At 56.0% G+C, this 18,711-nt stretch carries 18 protein-coding genes; 10 read left to right on the top strand and 8 right to left on the bottom strand.

The window, feature by feature from the left end; translation table 11 throughout:
• Positions 1–62: 62 nt before the first annotated feature.
• A complete protein-coding gene (locus D8M23_RS06075; RefSeq protein WP_006888076.1) occupies positions 63–818 on the bottom strand; it encodes a carbonic anhydrase in 756 nt (251 codons plus the stop codon).
• A 208-nt stretch (positions 819–1,026) separates the two neighbouring features.
• Positions 1,027–1,803: a DUF4245 domain-containing protein gene (locus D8M23_RS06070; RefSeq protein WP_126854083.1), complete on the bottom strand. Its 777-nt coding sequence runs from the start codon at positions 1,801–1,803 to the stop codon at positions 1,027–1,029.
• 260 nt (positions 1,804–2,063) lie between these two features.
• Between D8M23_RS06070 and glpX the strand changes: the two genes are divergently transcribed.
• Positions 2,064–3,059: a class II fructose-bisphosphatase gene (gene glpX, locus D8M23_RS06065; RefSeq protein ID WP_126854082.1), complete on the top strand. Its 996-nt coding sequence runs from the start codon at positions 2,064–2,066 to the stop codon at positions 3,057–3,059.
• 198 nt (positions 3,060–3,257) lie between these two features.
• Here the strand turns inward: glpX and D8M23_RS06060 are convergent, their stop codons facing one another.
• The 4 genes from D8M23_RS06060 to D8M23_RS06045 all read right to left on the bottom strand — a co-directional run bounded on the left by D8M23_RS06060 (position 3,258) and on the right by D8M23_RS06045 (position 7,093).
• Positions 3,258–3,731, bottom strand: a complete 474-nt coding sequence (locus D8M23_RS06060) for a hypothetical protein (protein WP_126854081.1) — start codon at positions 3,729–3,731, stop codon at positions 3,258–3,260.
• A 277-nt stretch (positions 3,732–4,008) separates the two neighbouring features.
• Entirely contained in the window at positions 4,009–5,031 is a 1,023-nt protein-coding gene (locus D8M23_RS06055; RefSeq protein WP_126854080.1) for a lipid II:glycine glycyltransferase FemX, read from the bottom strand.
• Between the two features lie 201 nt (positions 5,032–5,232).
• Positions 5,233–5,868: a 5-(carboxyamino)imidazole ribonucleotide mutase gene (gene purE / locus D8M23_RS06050; protein ID WP_023133819.1), complete on the bottom strand. Its 636-nt coding sequence runs from the start codon at positions 5,866–5,868 to the stop codon at positions 5,233–5,235.
• Positions 5,869–5,902: 34 nt separating this feature from the next.
• Positions 5,903–7,093 carry a 5-(carboxyamino)imidazole ribonucleotide synthase gene (locus tag D8M23_RS06045; RefSeq protein WP_126499681.1) on the bottom strand — a complete coding sequence of 397 codons (1,191 nt, stop codon included), beginning with the start codon at positions 7,091–7,093 and terminating at the stop codon, positions 5,903–5,905.
• A 194-nt stretch (positions 7,094–7,287) separates the two neighbouring features.
• On the opposite strand from D8M23_RS06045, the gene D8M23_RS06040 reads away from it, so the two are divergent.
• A complete protein-coding gene (locus D8M23_RS06040; RefSeq protein WP_023133820.1) occupies positions 7,288–7,884 on the top strand; it encodes a GtrA family protein in 597 nt (198 codons plus the stop codon).
• A 146-nt stretch (positions 7,885–8,030) separates the two neighbouring features.
• Here the strand turns inward: D8M23_RS06040 and D8M23_RS06035 are convergent, their stop codons facing one another.
• Complete coding sequence (locus D8M23_RS06035; protein WP_126854079.1) at positions 8,031–8,843, bottom strand: TIGR03089 family protein; 813 nt, start codon at positions 8,841–8,843, stop codon at positions 8,031–8,033.
• 475 nt (positions 8,844–9,318) lie between these two features.
• On the opposite strand from D8M23_RS06035, the gene D8M23_RS12120 reads away from it, so the two are divergent.
• The 3 genes from D8M23_RS12120 to D8M23_RS06020 all read left to right on the top strand — a co-directional run bounded on the left by D8M23_RS12120 (position 9,319) and on the right by D8M23_RS06020 (position 11,559).
• A complete protein-coding gene (locus D8M23_RS12120) occupies positions 9,319–9,738 on the top strand; it encodes a WhiB family transcriptional regulator (RefSeq protein ID WP_238693780.1) in 420 nt (139 codons plus the stop codon).
• Between the two features lie 20 nt (positions 9,739–9,758).
• On the top strand, positions 9,759–9,983 hold the full coding sequence (locus D8M23_RS06025) for a DUF3499 family protein (protein WP_080727399.1): 225 nt from the start codon (positions 9,759–9,761) through the stop codon (positions 9,981–9,983).
• A gap of 151 nt (positions 9,984–10,134) precedes the next feature.
• Entirely contained in the window at positions 10,135–11,559 is a 1,425-nt protein-coding gene (locus D8M23_RS06020; protein ID WP_126499682.1) for a lipoprotein intramolecular transacylase Lit, read from the top strand.
• Between the two features lie 358 nt (positions 11,560–11,917).
• On the opposite strand, the gene D8M23_RS06015 is transcribed toward D8M23_RS06020, so the two are convergent.
• Positions 11,918–13,489: a dolichyl-phosphate-mannose--protein mannosyltransferase gene (locus D8M23_RS06015; protein WP_278667578.1), complete on the bottom strand. Its 1,572-nt coding sequence runs from the start codon at positions 13,487–13,489 to the stop codon at positions 11,918–11,920.
• 174 nt (positions 13,490–13,663) lie between these two features.
• On the opposite strand from D8M23_RS06015, the gene rsmI reads away from it, so the two are divergent.
• The 5 genes from rsmI to rsmA all read left to right on the top strand — a co-directional run bounded on the left by rsmI (position 13,664) and on the right by rsmA (position 18,699).
• A complete protein-coding gene (gene rsmI, locus D8M23_RS06010; RefSeq protein ID WP_126854077.1) occupies positions 13,664–14,611 on the top strand; it encodes a 16S rRNA (cytidine(1402)-2'-O)-methyltransferase in 948 nt (315 codons plus the stop codon).
• A gap of 33 nt (positions 14,612–14,644) precedes the next feature.
• Positions 14,645–15,751, top strand: a complete 1,107-nt coding sequence (locus D8M23_RS06005; RefSeq protein WP_126854076.1) for a TatD family hydrolase — start codon at positions 14,645–14,647, stop codon at positions 15,749–15,751.
• A gap of 238 nt (positions 15,752–15,989) precedes the next feature.
• Complete coding sequence (locus D8M23_RS06000; RefSeq protein WP_126854075.1) at positions 15,990–16,892, top strand: capsular polysaccharide synthesis protein; 903 nt, start codon at positions 15,990–15,992, stop codon at positions 16,890–16,892.
• Positions 16,893–16,923: 31 nt separating this feature from the next.
• Positions 16,924–17,748 (top strand): glycosyltransferase family 25 protein, encoded by an 825-nt coding sequence (locus tag D8M23_RS05995; protein ID WP_126854074.1) that lies wholly within the window; start codon positions 16,924–16,926, stop codon positions 17,746–17,748.
• A gap of 63 nt (positions 17,749–17,811) precedes the next feature.
• Positions 17,812–18,699, top strand: coding sequence for a 16S rRNA (adenine(1518)-N(6)/adenine(1519)-N(6))-dimethyltransferase RsmA (rsmA, locus tag D8M23_RS05990; protein ID WP_238693779.1), 888 nt, complete (start codon positions 17,812–17,814; stop codon positions 18,697–18,699).
• The last annotated feature ends 12 nt before the right edge of the window (positions 18,700–18,711 follow it).

The raw sequence follows: 18,711 nt of genomic DNA, 5'->3' as shown, positions 1-18,711 counted from the left end.
GGGGTTGTACACGGATGCTTGGGGTGCGGTACGCACCCGATCACGGGCACCCGGCAATAGGCTCACAACCCCCAGGGGGAAGCCTCGCCCCACGTTTCAGCGAAGACGATGCGCGGCTGCTGTTTAACGCTCACCGGCAGGGAAGCGGTGGTCGGTGACTGCCCCTCGCCAGTGGGGGTATTGGGCAGCGTCAAGTCCTGAGAACTAAACACCAGTTCCGCTTTACCGTCACGCAGGTGATAGAACACCCCAATCACGGCAACCTCGCCGCTGAGCACCGCATCCGAGACGATATGGGACTGCTCAGTAATACGCATGGCTGTCTGCCGGGTGTGCTCACGCACCATATCGTTCACGTGCGCGTGCGGCGGCAGGGAGGGGGCAATCACCGACGGCAGAATACGCTCCACCAGGTTGCGAATAAACCCCGGCGGCATATCACCCGTCTGGGCTGCGTTGCGGGCTGCCGTGACCGCACCGCACGAATCATGGCCCAGCACCATAATGATGGGGGTTTTGAACTCCTCCACCGCGTACTCAATGGAACCGAGCACACCGTTCTCGATCACCTGCCCGGCTGTGCGCACCACGAAGGCATCCCCCAGGCCCAGATCGAAAATGATCTCAGCCGCCAAACGAGAATCTCCGCACCCAAAAATACACGCAAACGGGAACTGCCCGCCTGAGAGCAGGGTACGCCTGCTGGAATCCTGGTTAGGGTGCTCACTGATGCCCTCCACGAAGCGCTGGTTACCATCTTTAAGACGTTTCCACGCCTGCGCCGGGCTTGGCTGAACCTGATCTTTGAGAGAACCCACCGTGCACCGTCCCCTTTCACAGTCATCCGCGGTTATTGCGGGGCCCGAATGGGACCCCGTTGAGAAACTACCTCTAGTGTATGCGCTCAGGCATCTTTTCGACGTACCACATGCCCGTGTCATCTCTCTGTTCTGCGAAAGAGGTACCAGTCATCCGTTTCCTACCACCACATTCTCATGCAACAGCGCGCTTGAACACACAGGGTCTTTACCGAATGGTGCTACCCGTACCGCTGGGGTCAGCCGTAGCGGTGGGGTTCTTCAAATAGGCGCTAACCGCATCTGCCAGCTGGGAAAACTCCGCGGGGTCGGCGGCTCCGCTGAGGATAATTGTGGTGCTCTGTCCTCCCGCAGAAGGCACGTGAGCCACATATGAGTACACACGCTCATTATTTTTCTTTGAGGTAGCCGCCCGTACTTCCCACTCCACCCCGGCTATCTGCTCGGTACCCTGTTTTGTGGCGTTATCAGTCTGCTGAGCCACCCAGGTAGGGTTTGTATCTTTCGCCTGGGTTAGCTCAATAAAGTGGTTCTTCCCGGTAACCTGGCCGCTTTTAAAAAACCCAATATTATCCGGTGTATTACCATTCCACCGGGCATAGTTATAGTGCCAGCCTTCCAGCTGCGGCACAGCCACCGGAAACCCTGCCTGACGGCTCGACTCAAACGCAACCTGCGCCACATTTACCTGCGGGCGGTACGGGGTTTTATCCGGGCGTGGCATAAGCCATAGCACCGGAATAAGGATCAGAATCATCGCAACCATCGAAATAATCATGTTGCGCGCCGGGGCGTTAATACGCTTCGACTGTTTAACGGTAATCTGCGGTGTCACCGTCTGCTCACCGTCCGGACGCTCGGCTGCAGTAAGGTCCTGCGGTAGCTCGGCAGCGGAAGAGCTGGAGGATGCATCACCCAGCTTCCTCACACCGGCGGGTGGGTTCTCGTCCTGGGGATTGTGTGCGTTATTCTGAGAATTTTCCACAGTGTCTATTCTCTCACACCGCTGCTGGAGCACCCGAACCCAAACGGCCACTCTATACCCCCCCCCAACACGCACCGGACGCACCCCGTGCCGCACCATTCACGTGAGCTGCGCATCCTTGCAAACCGCTAATAACCCACCAGAAAAACCGCTCAAAAGAACCACACAGTAAACAGCCCGCGTTATGCTAGATAACGTAGAGACCGCCAAACTATACGGCCGCCCGGCCGACTGGCCCAATCAACCCTCGAAGGTGAGTAATGACTGAGAACAACAATAACCACGGTAGCCGTAACCTCGCGCTGGAGCTCGTGCGCGCCACCGAAGCCGCCGCCATCGCCGCAGGCCCCTGGGTGGGGGCAGGAGATAAGAACGCCGCAGACGGCGCCGCAGTGGACGCAATGCGCTACCGCCTCTCCTCCGTGAACTTCAACGGCACCGTCGTCATTGGCGAAGGTGAAAAAGACAAGGCCCCCATGCTGTTTAACGGTGAAGTCGTTGGTGACGGCACCGGCCCCAACCTCGACATTGCGGTAGATCCCATCGACGGCACCCGCCTGACCGCACTCGGCATGAATAACGCCCTCTCCGTGATTGCGGTGGCCGATGGCGGCTCAATGTTTGACCCCTCCGCCGTGTTCTACATGGAGAAGCTCGTAACCGGCCCCGAGGCCGCCGACTTCGTAGACCTGCGCCTGCCCGTGAAACAGAACCTGCACCTGGTCGCCAAGGCTAAGGGCAAAAAGATCAACGAGCTGACCGTGTGCGTGCTTGACCGTCCCCGCCACGCCAAGCTGATCGAAGAAATCCGTGCCTGCGGTGCCCGTACCCGCATTATCCTTGATGGTGACGTCGCTGGCGCTATCGCCGCCTGCCGCGAAGGAACCGGTGTTGATGTGATGCTCGGCACCGGCGGCACCCCCGAAGGTATTGTTGCTGCCTGCGCTATTAAGGCCACCGGGGGCGTTATCCAGGGCCGCTTGGCACCCACCGACGAGGCCGAGCGTGAGAAGGCGCTCGCCGCTGGGCACGACCTTGACCGCATCCTCACCACTGATGATTTGGTTACCAGCGATAACTGCTTCTTCGCCGCAACCGGTATTACCGACGGCAAGCTGCTACGCGGTGTGCGCTACGGCAAGAACATTGTGACCACCCAGTCGCTGGTCATGCGCTCCTCCTCTGGCACTGTGCGCACTGTTGAGGCGGAGCACCGTCTGCAGCGTATGCAGGAAATTCTCGCGCACACCCACTAATAGCTCCTGCTCTGTTTCACAGGGCGTAAGACAATGCGGGGGAAGGCAGTTTTATCTGCCTTCCCCGCGTTTTCTTGGCCGCAATCGGCTACTTCTGCAAAACCTACGAGACTCTGACAATGAGATGGGATGGAAGGCAGGACGCACAGAACTCTCTCAAGGGGGAATAAGAACCTAGCCCCGGCACAAACGAATTATTTATGGGCGTGAGATCGGTACGTGCGTGTCATGACCGTCGAATAGTTTCACCACACTATTCCATAGGCTGCGCCCTTGATACCCCAGCACCAGGTCATCAAGAATCCCGTATATGTTTTCCTGATCGTCAAGGTAAAAAGTCATGGGGCCTGAGGGCATGATCGCCACAGGAACCAGCCCGCTCACGTGAAGTCGTTCCTCGTACCAGCTGATGTGCGCGCGGGTATTTAAAATATTAGTTTTTGCAGACTTACCCAGAACGTCGCGGAGGCAGAAGCTTATTTCATACGGAACATCCCCTCTGGCGGGGATAGACCCGTTCCGGTACTCAATAACCCTATCACCCACAACACCCATGAGCTCAACCACGCGGTCATTAATGGCGATACCAAATTTCTGGTAGAGGGCCTTAATCTCATTAAGCTCATAGTCCGAGACGGCGTACCGATGCGAGTACCCGGAGCTGTCCAGCACTTCTCTAACCCTGGCCGGTAAAAATATCATAATGTGTGCCCGTATGTCCTTATCTCTGTGCGTATACAGCAATACTGTGAGGTGCTCAGAGCGCCGCAGATCAGCAGCCGCACCGGTGAAGATATTTACGTGGCTAACTCCGCCCGCAAACACCCATACGACTGAATATCAAAGTGTGTACGGCGCAGTCCCGGCTGTTTGGGGCAAGGCCATAGCGGCGCCAAACAGCCGAAACCCAGGTGGTACGGTGGGCCGTTAAAACTTTTACGTAACGGTTTTATCGTTTCAAGAGTTTCTTCAAACGTGCGGGGGCGTCCTTCACGAGTTCTTTTGCCTGAGCGAGCGCCTGCTGTGCCTTCGGCCGCGCCCGGTATGCGGCGTCGTACACCTTGTAGCCCGCAGTGTTCACCGGAACATCCCATGTGCCCGGGTAGGTGACTGACTCACCACCAAAAGATTTTTTAAACTTCGTAAACCCGGCCCACTCGTGGTCCGGCTCATCCTCCGGGGCAATGCCGAACAAATCCACGTACTTCAGACCTTTAGCCTTCGCGTCTAAAATCAGGTTTGTCACCACCGGAATGCCTGCTGAAAGCTTACGGTGCTCAAATGAGGCCGCTGCGTGGGCGTAGGTGCGGGTATCGTCTGAGTCGTAGACAAAAGCTGCGGCAATCGGCTCCACCGTGCCGTCCTCATGCGTGAGACGGGCAATGTACAGGGAGGCAGCCTGAGCAGGCATGAGCACCCGTGCCACCTGCGACAGGTATTCGTCTCGCTGGCGGTTAAAACCGTTCCGGTCGGCAGTTGCCTCCAAGAACTGATACAGCACCGCCATATCCTCAGGATCCTCAGACACCTCAATGTTCACGCCTTTCTTGTGAATATTGCGGTGCAGGTTGCGGTTATTCGATTTCATCCCCTTGAGAATTTCATCGTCACTTCCCGAAAGATCGATGATTTGTGTATGCGCGGGCTGAACCTGACGGGGTGAAAGCACCGCCTGGCGTGAGGTCAAAAATGCCGCCGCATCACGTTCACCCCAGATCGCCGGGTTGGTGGGCTCGATTCGCACGAACAGGCACTTGTGTGCCTTTGCCTCAGCCTTCAGCGAGGTGAGGGCGGCATCAAATGTCTGTGCATCCTCGGCCACCGGCCCGTACGGGCTGTATAGGTACCTGCCGGTTTTACCGCCCTCAACGGTGGCGATATACGACCAACCCTCGCCGCTGCGGCGGATGACGGTGTGCCCGTTTGATTCTTGAAAACGCGCCCAAATCTCTGACTGAAGAATATTGCTCATGGGCACCATTCTATAGGGTTCATCCTGCGGCCGATGTGTGCTGTGTCAGTGCTTAACCCACCGAAACCGCAGGTTTTTACGGGAAAGAGCATAAATAAACACGCAGTTGCCGTGTACCCTGTGCGCTAGGCGTTCATAGGGTGCGCAGCAACTGCGTAATCATAAACGAAAAACCGAAAGGGTTTTCTGTGTACTGTGTTTTTACGGGACGTACGCTTGCGGCTCGCCGGGGGTGGTGGGCTGCTTAGGCTGGGTCGGTTCCGAGCTGCGGATGGTGGGTGCATCATCCTGCTGCTCCGCACGGCGCTCCTCTAGCTTGGCTCGCAACGCAGCGCCCTTATCGACCGCGCTCTGACGCAGGTTCTTTGAGAAATCCAGCAGGTCGGAATGCACCTGTTGCGCGAAGTCATCGGTGCCGCACCCTAAAATACGCAGAGCCAAAAGACCTGCATTACGCGCCCCGTCAATTGAAACAGTCGCCACCGGAACCCCGGCGGGCATCTGTGCAATTGACAAGAGGGAATCCATACCCTCCAGGTTCTTTAACCGCACCGGCACACCAATCACCGGCAGGGCGGTAACCGAGGCGAGCATCCCCGGCAAATGTGCTGCACCGCCAGCACCAGCAATAATCACGCGAATACCGCGGGTGTGCGCCTGCTGACCGTAAGCGATCATGTCTTCAGGCATGCGGTGTGCCGAAACCACATCGGCTTCATAGGGGATACCGAATTCTTCAAGTACCGTCGCGGCTGCTTCCATAACGGACCAGTCGGAATCGGAACCCATCACAATACCCACTACGGGGCTGTCAGAATCGTACGGGGAGGTCGTCATTCTCTTTCTCCTTCCACAAGGGACACATCTAAACCTATAGCGGCCTGCCATCACGCAGAATAGAGGCAGCATTCGCGGCAATATGACGCAGCTGCTCAAGTTCATGCGCACCGCCGGTAACGTTTACGTGACCAATCTTACGCCCCGGCCGGGGTTCTTTGCCGTAGAAATGTATTTTTGCGCGTGGCTCCGCACTAAAAGCCAGCGGATACACACCGAAAATGTCATCATGTTCCCCGCCCAGATAATTCTTCATCACACTCACTTCAGCGAGGGCAGATGCATCACCCAGCGGCAGGTCAAGCACCGCACGCAGGTGCTGCTCAAACTGGCTGGTGACTGCACCGTCTTGGGTCCAATGCCCCGTATTGTGGGGGCGCATCGCCAGCTCATTAATATAGAACCCGGATGCAGAACCGGGAACTTCGAACAGTTCGACAGCCATTACCCCGGTCACGCCCAGCTCTGTGGCGATGTGCACCGCTGCCTCAGATGCGGCTGCGGCCACCTGCGCCTCAAGGTTCGGGGCCGGGGAAATCACCTCATCGCATACCGAATGTACTTGGATTGTTTCAGCCACAGGCCAGGGGATAACCTGCCCGCTCTCACGGCGGGCCACCAGCGCCGACAGCTCGCGGGTAAACGGTACTTTCTCCTCCGCCAGAAGTGAGGAAAAATCGGTGCGTGATTCCAACTGGTCGAACCAGCTGGCGGCGCGTTCACGAGCGTCCCCAGCAGATTCGAGCACCAGCACACCCTTGCCGTCATAGCCTCCGCGCGGGGTTTTGAGCACCACCGGCCAGCCGGTCGCATCCCCGAACTCAAGTAGTTCGGTGAGCGTACTCACTTTAGCCCATCGGGGGTTCGGCAGCCCCAGCCGTTCGATCGCCGCGCGCATGAGCAGCTTATCTTGGGCGTACTGTAGGGCTTCCGGGCGTGGCTGCACATTCACGCCTTCTGCAATAAGGGTGTGCAATAGTTCGGTGGGAACGTGCTCATGGTCGAACGTAATCACGTCTTTACCGGCCGCGAACTCACGCAGGGTGTCAAGGTTTTTGTAATCGCCCACTACGGCGGTACGCACCGCAGCTACGGCACCCACCTGAGGGGTTTCGGCGAGGATATGCAGATTCAATCCGAGATTTGTTGCCGCCGGTGCCATCATGCGGGCTAACTGTCCGCCACCGATCACGCCAACTACTGGTCCAGTTACAGGGTAAGTCACATCACCTAAGTCTAGCGCTTAGCCAATAACAACGGTAGTAAGCTGCACATAGGCTCCCATAAAACTGGGAGTTGACTTGTAAAGGGGCAGCGGAGAAGGCATATTCGTATGTGGTGTACTACCATTTCAAGGTAGGTAGAAATACATGCGGCCCAGTGAACTATCCTCACCGGGGGCAAAACGAGAAGGTAAACATGAGTTCACTTCCCAGCCGAATCAAAGCGATTTGGAACACGTATGGCATTGAGATTGCCAAATTTTGCACTGTTGGCGGCGCCGCATTCGTGGTGAACTCTGTGGTGGTGTGGACGCTGATGGTGACCATCATGCACGACTCCCACACTAAAGCCAAGGTGATTGCCAGTATCGTAGCCACTATTTTCTCGTGGTTAATGAACCGGCTGTGGACGTTCCGTGAGAACCGCTCCGAGAACTGGAAGCGTGAGGCAATCGAGTTTGCGTTCGTAAATATTCTGGGAATCCTTGTTGAAGCCGGATGTGTGGCTTTCAGCACCTACATTTTGGGATTGCGAACCGCTCAGGCCTCGTTCATTTCGGGCACGATTATTGGCACTATTTTGGGTACTATCCTGAGGTATTTTCTCTACCGGTTCTGGGTGTACGGCAAACACCGCAAACAGGTTGCTGAGGGTGGGGCTACCGAGCATGAAGAGCTTGGTCATATGCTGGAAGAAGCAACCGAGATTATGACCCACGACTCTGAAGCAGAAGCTGTTATAGCGCAGGAGTCAGCTGCTGAGGCTGAAGTCTCGAACGGCAATAAAAATTAATGTATGACGGAATATGAAGGTGGCGGTCCATGATGTGTGGGCCGCCATCTTTATTTAACGCTGTACAGTGCAGCTTCGCAGGTGCTACCGCGTGGCTTCATCAACGTAGCAGTGTAGCTAATCTATTGCTGCTTAACCTGTAACAGTTATTTCCCCTGGCGGCGGGTATCTACAGCCCGTTCACTTGCAAGAATCGGTGCTATCTCTGCTGGGGTAAAACCTGCTGTGGGGTCGGTGATGAGTACTGCATAGCCAGCCACGAGAGCCCCGAGTACCTCGCAGACAATGGCGAGAGCATTTTCGGGTGTGCCAAAACTATGCTGAGAGTTAAGCAGGACCGCAAGGGCTGGCTCTCCGCTGTCAAGCCGCACCTGATGGGAGTCAAAGCTGCGGGCCTGCTTGAGTATTTCGGCGAGCACATCCGCATTGGTGACTCCGGCGAGCACCTCAGTGGTAGGGTGGGGCGGCATGCCCATGAACTGATCTGCCTCGCTGCGCACCAGGGCGCAGAAATCCAGGATTTCGCCGTCGTAAACATTAAAGACAGCTTCGGAATCACCCGTATAACGCATGGCCAGCGGCCCCCGGTCAATGAGCAGCAGAAAATCCGGGGAACGAGTAAAGCGTGCTGCGGTGGCAGCGTCTAACGCTACACCAACCTGCGGTTCATTACTGTTCAGCAGCGCACCTGCCCTTAATGCCGCCAAGCAGAGAGCAACACAGCGCCAGTGCACATCGGATTCTATGTGCAGGGTGCTGCCTTCTTCGACCTCGCACTCATTGAGGAGCAGGTTTGCGCTTTTATCAACCCAGTTCATGAGCACCCGCCCCGAAAGTTCGATCCGTTCCCCGCCGCGCGAATGCCAGATAATGGCCGGTGTTTGTACTGCAGCGAGATCATGAAAAACCTGGTTGAGAGAGCGTGTCGTTGAAAGTTTGGGGAGTAGATTTTCTGCCATTCCTCAACCATACCCTAGGCTCTTATTTGTACCCAGAGTGCGAATATTTATTTGTTTTGTAAACATTTTTCGTATCTTTTGCATGTATTTGTCGGTATAAAAGATTTATTTGCGACTATTCGATATATGTGGAATGAATTTATCAGCTGTAACCGCTTACTTGAGTTCCATGAGGTGTTTACACCTTTTGCAACATTAAGTCCAGTTTGACGAATAGGGCGTGTCGCCCGTCTAATGAATAGGTGGGGTTACTTCCGCCGATAGCGCAACCCTCCCGCAAAGCGCTACTTCTTCGGCATTCAATCCCACAGACCAAAGGCCAGTCACCCCAGTGTGTTGGAGACTGGCCCCGCAGACTCATTCACATGATGAGAACACGGAAGGGACGACCATGGGTTCATGCATCAGCCCCGAGATGTAAAACACTCGGGCTGGTGCCAGCGGCGACTGCCCGGGCTGAACCCAGCTCTACACTATGCAAATAATCCACGCAGTGCAATCACTGGAAGAACAGGCCAATGTGTTCCTTGCTGCCGCCGAGCTGAGCCTCGGCGCCGATATCGCGCCCGCTGCAGAATGCAGGGCGGCAACAGGGCTGCTGGCTTGTCCCGACGGTGGCACCGTCGACATTTGGGAGGCCGCAGCCGATATTTACGGCACTGGCGGCGAAGAAGGTGAACTTGCCTGGCAGGCTGAAGCACTTTGTGCCCAAACGGACCCCGAAGCCTTTTTTCCTGAGAAGGGCGGCTCCACACGTGACGCTAAACGCGTGTGCGGGGTCTGCCCTGTGCGCGAAGAGTGTCTAAAATATGCTATGGACAATGATGAGCGTTTCGGAATCTGGGGAGGACTCTCAGAACGCGAACGCCGGAGGCTGCGCAAGCAGGCAAGCTAAGGCTAGGAAGGTTACCCACCATGCAAACCGCACGACTGTGCTCTCGACAAACATGCAAAAGAGAAGCAACGGTTACGCTCACCTACTCCTACGCCGATTCAACGGCCGTCATAGGGCCGCTCTCGGAACATCGCGAGCCTCACGCCTATGATTTGTGTGATCTGCACGCTGAACAGCTGACCGCCCCACAGGGGTGGCAGGTGGTGCGCGTGCCGAGCCGTCCGCGCCCTTATAGCGGCGCATAGGTGCCACGCTGCGTGGGGGTTATCATACCGCTCATACTACGAACCTTCTGCAGCAGTACAGCAGAAGGTTCTTAGTATGTGAGAAACTGTGACATAGCAAATCTTTACAACGCACTCACTCAATTTATTCACCCGGAACGAGAACACCTACATGTCAGAGGATCGCCAGAACGTCGATACGGCCGCCGAGCCTGATGAGAAAGGCTGGGAGGCGCTACGCCCCGCCGTTAAATACCCCGTGGCTGAGGGCGCTTTAGACGAGGCCCCTGCCGCAGATTCGCCGCAGGAGGACGTGCAGGACACCCAGCCTGAGACGCAGACGGGGGCGTTTGCGCGCATCCGGGCCGAGGCTCCAGGTACGGCGGCTGAACCAGATGTGGCCACCGGGGCTGTACCCATTGCTCCCGCACGGAGCAAACTGGGGGAGCGGGGTGTAGGGCAGCGTGTGCGCACGTACACGAGTGTCTCGACCGGGTTCATCCCGTTGGTGCGTGAGGTTCATAATGCCCCCAAGAGTCCTACTCTGAGCGCGTTGAGCCGGGATGCGCGCCAGAAAGAGCAGGAGGAAGCGCTGGCGGCCGCCCAGTCGGTTGAAGAAGCTGAGGCTACTGAAGCGGCGAAAGAAAAGCCCCGCCAGAAGGAATACCGCACTGAGACGACCACCAGCAATAAGGTGGTGCGCGTCGCTGCGGACCCCGATGAGGTTGATATTCCCAAGGAATATATTGACGTTCCCAAACCGGGTAAAGCCGAAGCAGTCAAGGTTGCCCCTAAGGCTGAGCTGATAGTGCTCGATAAGCCGCCTCTGCTTCGTCTGCGGTCAACTATTATTACCCTCGCGGTGCCGATTCTGGTGATAATGATCGCGGTCCGTGCGGTGGCTTCTGACGCATTCCTGTGGCTTGAATACCACCGCCCCGGGTTCCCGGCAGATGCCTACGGGTTTGATACCGCTGAACGGATGCGGTTGGGCTCTTACGGACTTAACTATGTGACGAACTTCGCCCCCCGCTCATATTTGGAGAGTATCACCACCGGAGCGGAGCATAAATCTGCGTTTTTGCCCGATGAAGTGGGGCATATGCATGATGTAAAACTGGTCATCCTGTACTCCACCGCTGCGGCGGTACTGATGCTCATCCTAGCGTTCATTTCAAGCGCAACCCTGCGGGAGCGCGCCCCCGGTGTTATCCGCCGCAGCCTTTTCACCGGTGCGTGGCTGACGGTGGGGATTCTGGGCGTACTTGCTGCCGTTGGTATTTTCAGCTGGGATTGGCTGTTTACCACCTTCCACACCACGTTCTTCCCGCAGGGTAACTGGCAGTTCCATTTGAACGACACACTCATCCGCTTGTACCCGCCGCAGTTCTGGGTAGATGCGGCTATTGCCGTTGCGGCCCTGAGTATGCTGATTGTGCTCCTGCTGATGGGCTACACCTGGCCCACTCGCTACCGTAAACAGGTGGCCCTGCGCCGCAGTGCCGAACGGTTCGCGGCACTTCAAAAAGCTGATGCTCAGGTGCAGGAGGCAAAGCAGGTGAGCGCCTCCCAGCAGGCTTCCCGTTCCAACGGATAGGCCCATAATCCTTCGAGGAAGTATGCGGTGCCGACCTCAGCTATATGACGGGGTCGGCGCCGCACTTATATACTTAACATCCGCAGGAATTACCTAGGGCTAGGAAAGCATGGAAAAGATCCTAAGGCTGACTCCCTAGCTCAATGCCCCTCCACCGAGGATAGTGCTCCAGTGCGCTCACGCGGAAGTTTCTTCTCATAAGCAAGGTAGGTTGCGGCAATACGGCAGGTACGAAAAAGCGGGGGGTGGAAAAACCACTATTGGTTTTCCACCCCCGCTTCATATGACGTGCATTAAACGGTCTCTCACGCGGTTCGGTGACGAACAGAACAGGCTTTGACAGCGAACTGCTGGTGCCCTAAATCCAGAAAGAGAACCACATATGGTGCAGCCACTCGTTATAAGGGATAGTCTGCCCCGTCCATAGCGGCCAGAAGTAGGCACTCATCAGCAGTACCGCCACCAGGTACACGCCCGTAAAGTACAGGCCCACCCGTTTGCGTCGCACTGAGCTGCCCGAATGGCCCAGCACCAGCCCCAGCACACCGGCAAGTATCAGAATCAAAAACGGCTCGAACGAGAGAGCATAGAAGTAGAACATGGTGCGGTTCGGGTAGAGGAACCACGGGAAGTAACCCACGGCAAAAACGAAGAGCAAAGATGTAAACCGCCAGTCACGGCGCACAATGGTGACGATCAAGGCCACCAGGATCGCCGCAATAAAAGCCCACCAGATCAGCGGGTTGCCGATATTAAGGATCGCCTCAGAACAGGAAGAGGCGGTGCACCCCTTCGACCCCATCTTTGGCGACTCATAGTAGTACGAGGTGGGTCGCCCCAGCAGAAGCCACTTCCACGCGGGAGACGCATACGAATGGGGGCTATCGAGCTTGGAATGGAAATTAAACGCCGAAACATGGTACTCCCAGAGCGAACGCAGATCGGTCGGCAGCCACTGAACCCCCTGCCCGGGATTATCCTGCGCCCAATGCCGGTAGAAAGCGTTCGATGACTTAAACCAGCCCGCCCACGTGGACAGGTACACGATAAGACCCACACCAATCATCTGAACGAACGCGGGCAGGCCCTCACGGAGCGCACCCACAACCGCCCAGTTCTTCAGCCCCAGAATACGGCGTGCGTTCACATCCCAGAACACGGTCAGCAGCCCGAAAGCAGCGATAAAGAACAGCGAATTCCATTTCACGCCCACAGCCGCACCGGCGCACACGCCAGCCGCCAGCCTCCACAGATGCCACCCCGAACCAGGACCAAACACAAGCTGAGGCAGCGTGCCGCCGTTCTGCTGGGCCAGAGCCGCCACTTTACGTGCCAGCACCCGCCGCGATTGCTGCCGATCTAAGAGCAGGCACACAAAAGTCGCTAAAATCCAGAACATCTGGAAAATATCCAGCAGCGCCAGACGGGACTCCACAAACATGAGCCCATCCACGGATGCGAGGATCGCGGCGATAGTAGCCACCGTCATAGAGCGGAACAGCAGCCAGGCCGCATACGCCACCAAGGCCACCGACAACGTACCAATTAACGCCGCGCTAAAACGCCACCCAAACGGGTTATTATCCCCAAAAATCGCCATCCCGGCGGCGATCATCCACTTACCCAGCGGAGGGTGAACCACATACTCGGGGGAATCCATCAGAAGACCTGAAGGGCTCCCCGCCACGAAGGTTCCGTTCGCCTCCTTCGTCCAGTTCAGCTCATACCCGTAATGCAGGTACGAGTAGGCGTCCTTCGCGTAGTACGTCTCATCAAAAACAATCGCGTTCGGGTGTGCCAAATAAACAAAACGCAGTATGCCTGCGAGCACCACCATCAGGGCGGGCACAACCCACGCCCAGCGGGGCGCAGACACGCGGGCCACACCCAAGCGGGCGAGCATACTCAACTCATTAAAACGCTCGGACATTGATGAACGGCCCGAGCTTACGGGGGAAAGAATACCGGTTTGTAACGTCACCTAAACATCGTAGAGGCTAATCCCCTCATAAAGCCATATTTCGGGCAGGTTAGGGGATTATTCTGCAAGAAATTTTATTCCGCCCAGCCCCGAACCATGGCCTACACTGGGAAGGTGAGCCGCATGAAACCACACAATAAAAACAACACCCCTATGCCCGAGGCTGAAACACCAGACCAAGCACCTGCTGAACACACCGGGCCGCACGCAGCAGCACATGGACCTGACGGCGGTGTCCTTATTCTCGGCGGGACCCCCATCGGGAACCTCTCAGACGCCAGCGACCGGTTACGGCAGGCGCTCGCTACTGCTGACGTGATCGCCGTCGAAGACACTCGAAAGCTCCGCACCCTCGCCTCCGGGCTGGGGGTGCACACCACGGGGCAGGTTATTGTGAACCACGACCATAATGAGGAATACCGCAGCACCCAGCTCGTGCAGGCGGTCAGCGACGGGAATACGGTTCTGCTGCTCTCAGACGCTGGTATGCCAACCATCTCAGACCCCGGCTATGTTGCAGCATCCGCCGTTGCCGATGCCGACCTGCCGGTGACCGTGATCCCCGGACCCTCAGCGGCGTTGACCGCGCTCGCGCTCTCGGGACTGCCCACCGGACGATTCACCTTTGAGGGGTTCCTGGCACGTAAAGGCTCAGAACGTACCCGAAGGCTAAACTCCCTGGCGGCGGAAGAGCGCACCATGATTTTCTACGAATCACCGCATCGTGTAGCCGCCACGCTCACGGATTTTGCCCGGGTTTTCGGGGAAGAGCGCCGTGCCGTCGTATGCCGCGAACTCACCAAATTGCACGAAGAAACCCTGCGCGGCACCCTGAACGAACTCGCCGACTGGGCACACGCAACCCAGGTGCGCGGAGAGATCGTGATCGTGGTCGCTGGCGCCGAGCCTGCCGAAACTCCGCAGGCGCAAGACGTGGTAAGTCTCGTTCTCGAACGGGTGGATGCGGGGGAACGCCTCAAAAACGCGTGCGCCGCCGTCGCCGCCGAAACGGGTGCCTCCAAACAAGAGCTCTACGCAGCCGCCATTGCTGTCCGAAACACCAAACCCTAAAACACACTTCAACACAGCCCGCAGGAGAATACCGTGTGCCAGAGCCATCCCGAGCAAACCGAACTCACCCAGGAATATTTAGATTCCCTCGCCGCCCTGGCACACTCTACGGTGCCGAGCAAACAAGAGCTGAGGGCGAGTGCCCTTCCACACGGCTGGCAGGTTGAAGAAGGGCAGACCCCTGCACCCTACCGCGCCGAGCTTTACCGGGATGAGACCGGGGGAGGGATAGCGCAGGAACCTTCGGGCGAAGGCACCCGACGCCGCTCCACGAAGGGCGATAATGGGCGGTCCCGTAACCTCGTGTTCCCGCCTGCGCCCGAGCCTTTGCCGTATGCCATCGTCGATAACCACACCCATATGGATCTGCTCGATGGCGAAGTAGAAATTACTGCACGGGACGCCCTCGATACCGGGGAAAAACTCGGCATAGGTGCCATTGTGCAGGTCGGCTGCGATATTCCCTCCTCGCTGTATGCGGTTGCCGCCGCCCGCGCCGACCGGCGGGTTCTGGCGGCGGTTGCCGTTCACCCCAACACCGCTCCCGAACTGGATTCCGCCGGTACCCTTGATGAGGCGCTGGAGACCTTGGATGCACTTGCCGCCGAGCCGCGCGTGCGAGCTATCGGTGAGACTGGGCTCGACTACTTCCGCACCAAAGAAGAGGGCATTGAAGCCCAACAGCGTAGCTTTCGTGAGCATATTCGCCTGGCGAAGAAGCACGGGTTGGCGCTTCAGATTCACGACCGGCAGGCGCACGATGATGTGGTGCGCCTCCTTCTCGAAGAAGGAGCACCCGAACACACCGTGTTTCACTGCTACTCGGGTGGGGCTGAGCTGGCGCGTATCTGTAATGAGCAGGGCTGGTATATGAGCTTCGCCGGAACCGTGACCTTTAAGAATTCGAAGGATATTCAGGAGTCGTTGCGTATGGCGCGTCCCGAACTCATTCTTGCCGAGACGGATGCGCCTTTTTTGACCCCGCACCCGTTTAGGGGCCGTCCGAATGCCTCGTACATGACGAACTATACGGTGCGGTTCATGGCGGCGCACCGTGAGCAGAGTCTAGAGGACCTGTGCCAAATGATCCGCGCGAACTCAGTGCGTGTGTACGGCAGCTGGGGAATTGAGGGGTTCTAGGTGATGGCAACGGTCAGTACATACGGGGGTATGTATCTGCTGCGACACCTTTACCGAAGCCTGCACGAGCTATCACATATATATGCTACTATGGTAGACGCTGTAGTTCACCTTAAGGCTTTACTTCATAATTTTCTGGAGCACATTTTGTCTTTGTGTGATGCGGCATCCCGATAAATAGCTTTCTGCCCCGTAACGTATCAATAGCATATTAATGTGAGAGAACTAGGGTAAAGCTGTGTCAATTATTTCTTTTTCAAAAAAAATAAAACATTATATATGGCTTAATTATGTCAAAGATGGTGCAGGGGTAGATAAGATACGCAGTTGGTATTCGCAGAAAAACCCGTACTCTTATGATCTTGAAAAATATACTCAGCGTATTAAAAATACCGCGATGCCTAACTCTAGTACGTTTATGGTTAATCATCTATTCTATGATTCTCAACTTCCGGAAGACAATCTTCAGAATGCCCCTAATCAGATATTTATTGTCTGGTTAGGGGATAACCAGATAACTCCGAACCGGCAGAAATCTATCGACCTTATCCGATCTGTTAATTCTGGCAGTAAAGTTATTCTGGTAACCTCGGATAATCTTGCGGATTATGTGCTTCCCGAGCATCCTTTGCACCCTTCCTACGAAAAGCTAAGTTATATTCAGCGTTCTGACTACCTGCGTGCCTATCTGATGCACCATCATGGTGGCGTGTATATGGATATAAAACCTATGGATAAGCCCTGGTTGCCTCTTCTTAAGGAACTTAATGCTACCCCAGATATGTGGGTTATTGCTCCGCATGAAATAGGCTCTTGGAATTCATCACCGGCAAGTGGGGTATTGGGAAAAGATCAACGTAACTATTATAAATCGGTCGTGAATATGTCTGCCTTTGGATGTAAACCGTATAGTAGGTTTACCGATGAATGGATTGCTGAAGTAAACCGCAGGATGGACTATTTTTCATCCTTGTTGGAGAGCTACGGAGATCCTCAAGCTTTTGGGTATATGCCGGAGTACCCTATTCCATGGCTTGAGTTGGCAGGGAGGATTACAAGCCCCTTAAGCCTTAAATATATTGACCGTATAAAAATTGTTAAAGATATGCAATTTGGGACATATCCTGGCGGGCACCGGTAAATTATTGCCGTTTCAAGTATAAAGAGGAAAAATGAAAAAATATGTTGTTTCTCTTAAAGGCGAAAATCGCCTTGAGTATTTCTTCAACGCCCCGGGGAGTGCGGGTTTCGATATATTTTGGGGAGTAGATGGGCGTGCTTTACCTACTCCTGGGGAACGCCCTGAATTTGATGCTGCCTATTTTGAGAAAAGAAAAGGCCGTCTAGCCCGTCCTGGAGAAGTAGGATGCGCCTTGAGCCATACATACGTGTGGCGTGATTTTCTAGAAAGCGGGGAAGAATGGGCGCTTGTTGCTGAAGACGATGCGTTGATCCACCCCTCCATTGATGAAATTGTCTCTCGGGTTATTGAAAAAACCCGCAGTATTGGTGTGGTGAATTTTGCGGATGGCTGGTCCACCCAGATGGGTCGTATGAACCCCCGCACCCCTTACCCCCGGTTGTCGCTGTTTTCTCCGTTTATTTGGGGCCGTCACCGTTTAGGGTATTGTGCTAATGACTGGACCGCCTGCACAGGACTGTATCTGATCTCTCGGTCGGCGGCACAGAAAATTATTGAGCAGATTGATGCGCGCGGCTCACAATACTGGCTAGCAGATGATTGGCCCCTTTTCGCCGCTGATTTTGGGGTGGATATTAAGGTGATGCAACCAGGGCTGTGCGACTGGACAGGAAATAGTCTTATTGAGGAAGATGGGACACACTTTGTGTACCGTAAAGCAAATCAGGCAAAAAACCAGCCGCTCCTCAATAAGCTGCGGATTTACGCCGCCCCCAAAGCTCGTTTAAAGAATGCCCAAAACATGGTCACATCGACTCTCTGGCAGGTACGGAAGAAACGCAGAGTTCTCAAGTAACTACCCGCACCGGTGAGTGGTGTCCTTCGACCTAAACCTGCAACCTTCCGTAGAATAGGTAGGGTGAGAGAAAATCTGAGCGATAAACCCCTGCTGGGTCCCCAAGAAATCCGCGACCTTGCCGCGCAGCTGGGCATTCGCCCCACGAAAACCCTGGGGCAGAACTTCGTGATTGATCCAAATACTATTCGACGCATTGTTGCCGCAGCGGATATTGCCGATGATGAGACTGTGCTTGAAGTCGGTCCCGGGCTTGGCTCTCTCACTCTGGGGTTGGCAGATGCCGCGCGTCACGTCGTCGCGGTTGAAATCGACCCGCCGTTGGCGCGGCAGCTACCGCATACTATCGCAAAATTCCGTCCCGACAAGGCACAAAACGTTCATGTGGTGCTCATGGACGCCCTCAAGGTGACTGAGCTTCCCCACAGGCCGGATGAGCTGGTCGCCAACCTGCCCTATAACGTTGCGGTTCCGGTGCTTCTGCACCTTTTCGCGCAGTTCCCGAGCATCCGCCACGCCCTCGTGATGGTGCAGGACGAGGTCGCCGATCGTTTGGCGGCAAAACCCGGATCCAAGATTTACGGGGTTCCTTCGGTGAAGGCAAGCTGGTACGCTGAGGTCTTTAAAGCGGGGGTTATCGGTAAAAACGTATTCTGGCCCGCCCCGAAGATTAACTCTGGGCTTGTGGGGTTCAGGATGCGCCCGCAGCCGCTTGCCGATATTGACCGCGACGAAGTCTTTACCGTGATTGACGCGGCTTTCGCCCAACGGCGGAAGACCCTGCGGGCCGCGCTTGCCTCATGGGCTGGTTCCGGCGCTCGTGCCGAGGCAATCCTGACCGAGGCGGGTATTACTCCCACTGAGCGTGGTGAAAAGTTAGATATTCACGGGTATATTCGGATCGCCCAGGCGGCGCATCGGGTGCCAGCTCTAGCGGCCGATGAAAACTAAGATTAAGAAACC

It is taken from the genome of Rothia sp. HSID18067, assembly GCF_003989445.1.
Taxonomy (GTDB): domain Bacteria; phylum Actinomycetota; class Actinomycetes; order Actinomycetales; family Micrococcaceae; genus Rothia; species Rothia aeria.
The sequence above is the reverse complement of the archived record's forward strand: the minus strand, read 5'-3'. Positions and strand labels throughout refer to the sequence as shown.

Bases quoted from the DNA above. Each gene is read 5' to 3' on its own strand.
- D8M23_RS06040 (WP_023133820.1), top strand. From the start codon at position 7,288: ATGAGTTCACTTCCCAGCCGAATCAAAGCGATTTGGAACACGTATGGC.
- D8M23_RS06015 (WP_278667578.1), bottom strand. From the start codon at position 13,489: ATGTCCGAGCGTTTTAATGAGTTGAGTATGCTCGCCCGCTTGGGTGTG.
- D8M23_RS06025 (WP_080727399.1), top strand. From the start codon at position 9,759: ATGCAAACCGCACGACTGTGCTCTCGACAAACATGCAAAAGAGAAGCA.
- D8M23_RS12120 (WP_238693780.1), top strand. From the start codon at position 9,319: ATGCAAATAATCCACGCAGTGCAATCACTGGAAGAACAGGCCAATGTG.
- D8M23_RS06055 (WP_126854080.1), bottom strand. From the start codon at position 5,031: ATGAGCAATATTCTTCAGTCAGAGATTTGGGCGCGTTTTCAAGAATCA.
- glpX (WP_126854082.1), top strand. From the start codon at position 2,064: ATGACTGAGAACAACAATAACCACGGTAGCCGTAACCTCGCGCTGGAG.
- D8M23_RS05995 (WP_126854074.1), top strand. From the start codon at position 16,924: ATGAAAAAATATGTTGTTTCTCTTAAAGGCGAAAATCGCCTTGAGTAT.
- D8M23_RS06020 (WP_126499682.1), top strand. From the start codon at position 10,135: ATGTCAGAGGATCGCCAGAACGTCGATACGGCCGCCGAGCCTGATGAG.
- D8M23_RS06035 (WP_126854079.1), bottom strand. From the start codon at position 8,843: ATGGCAGAAAATCTACTCCCCAAACTTTCAACGACACGCTCTCTCAAC.
- purE (WP_023133819.1), bottom strand. From the start codon at position 5,868: ATGACGACCTCCCCGTACGATTCTGACAGCCCCGTAGTGGGTATTGTG.
- rsmI (WP_126854077.1), top strand. From the start codon at position 13,664: ATGAAACCACACAATAAAAACAACACCCCTATGCCCGAGGCTGAAACA.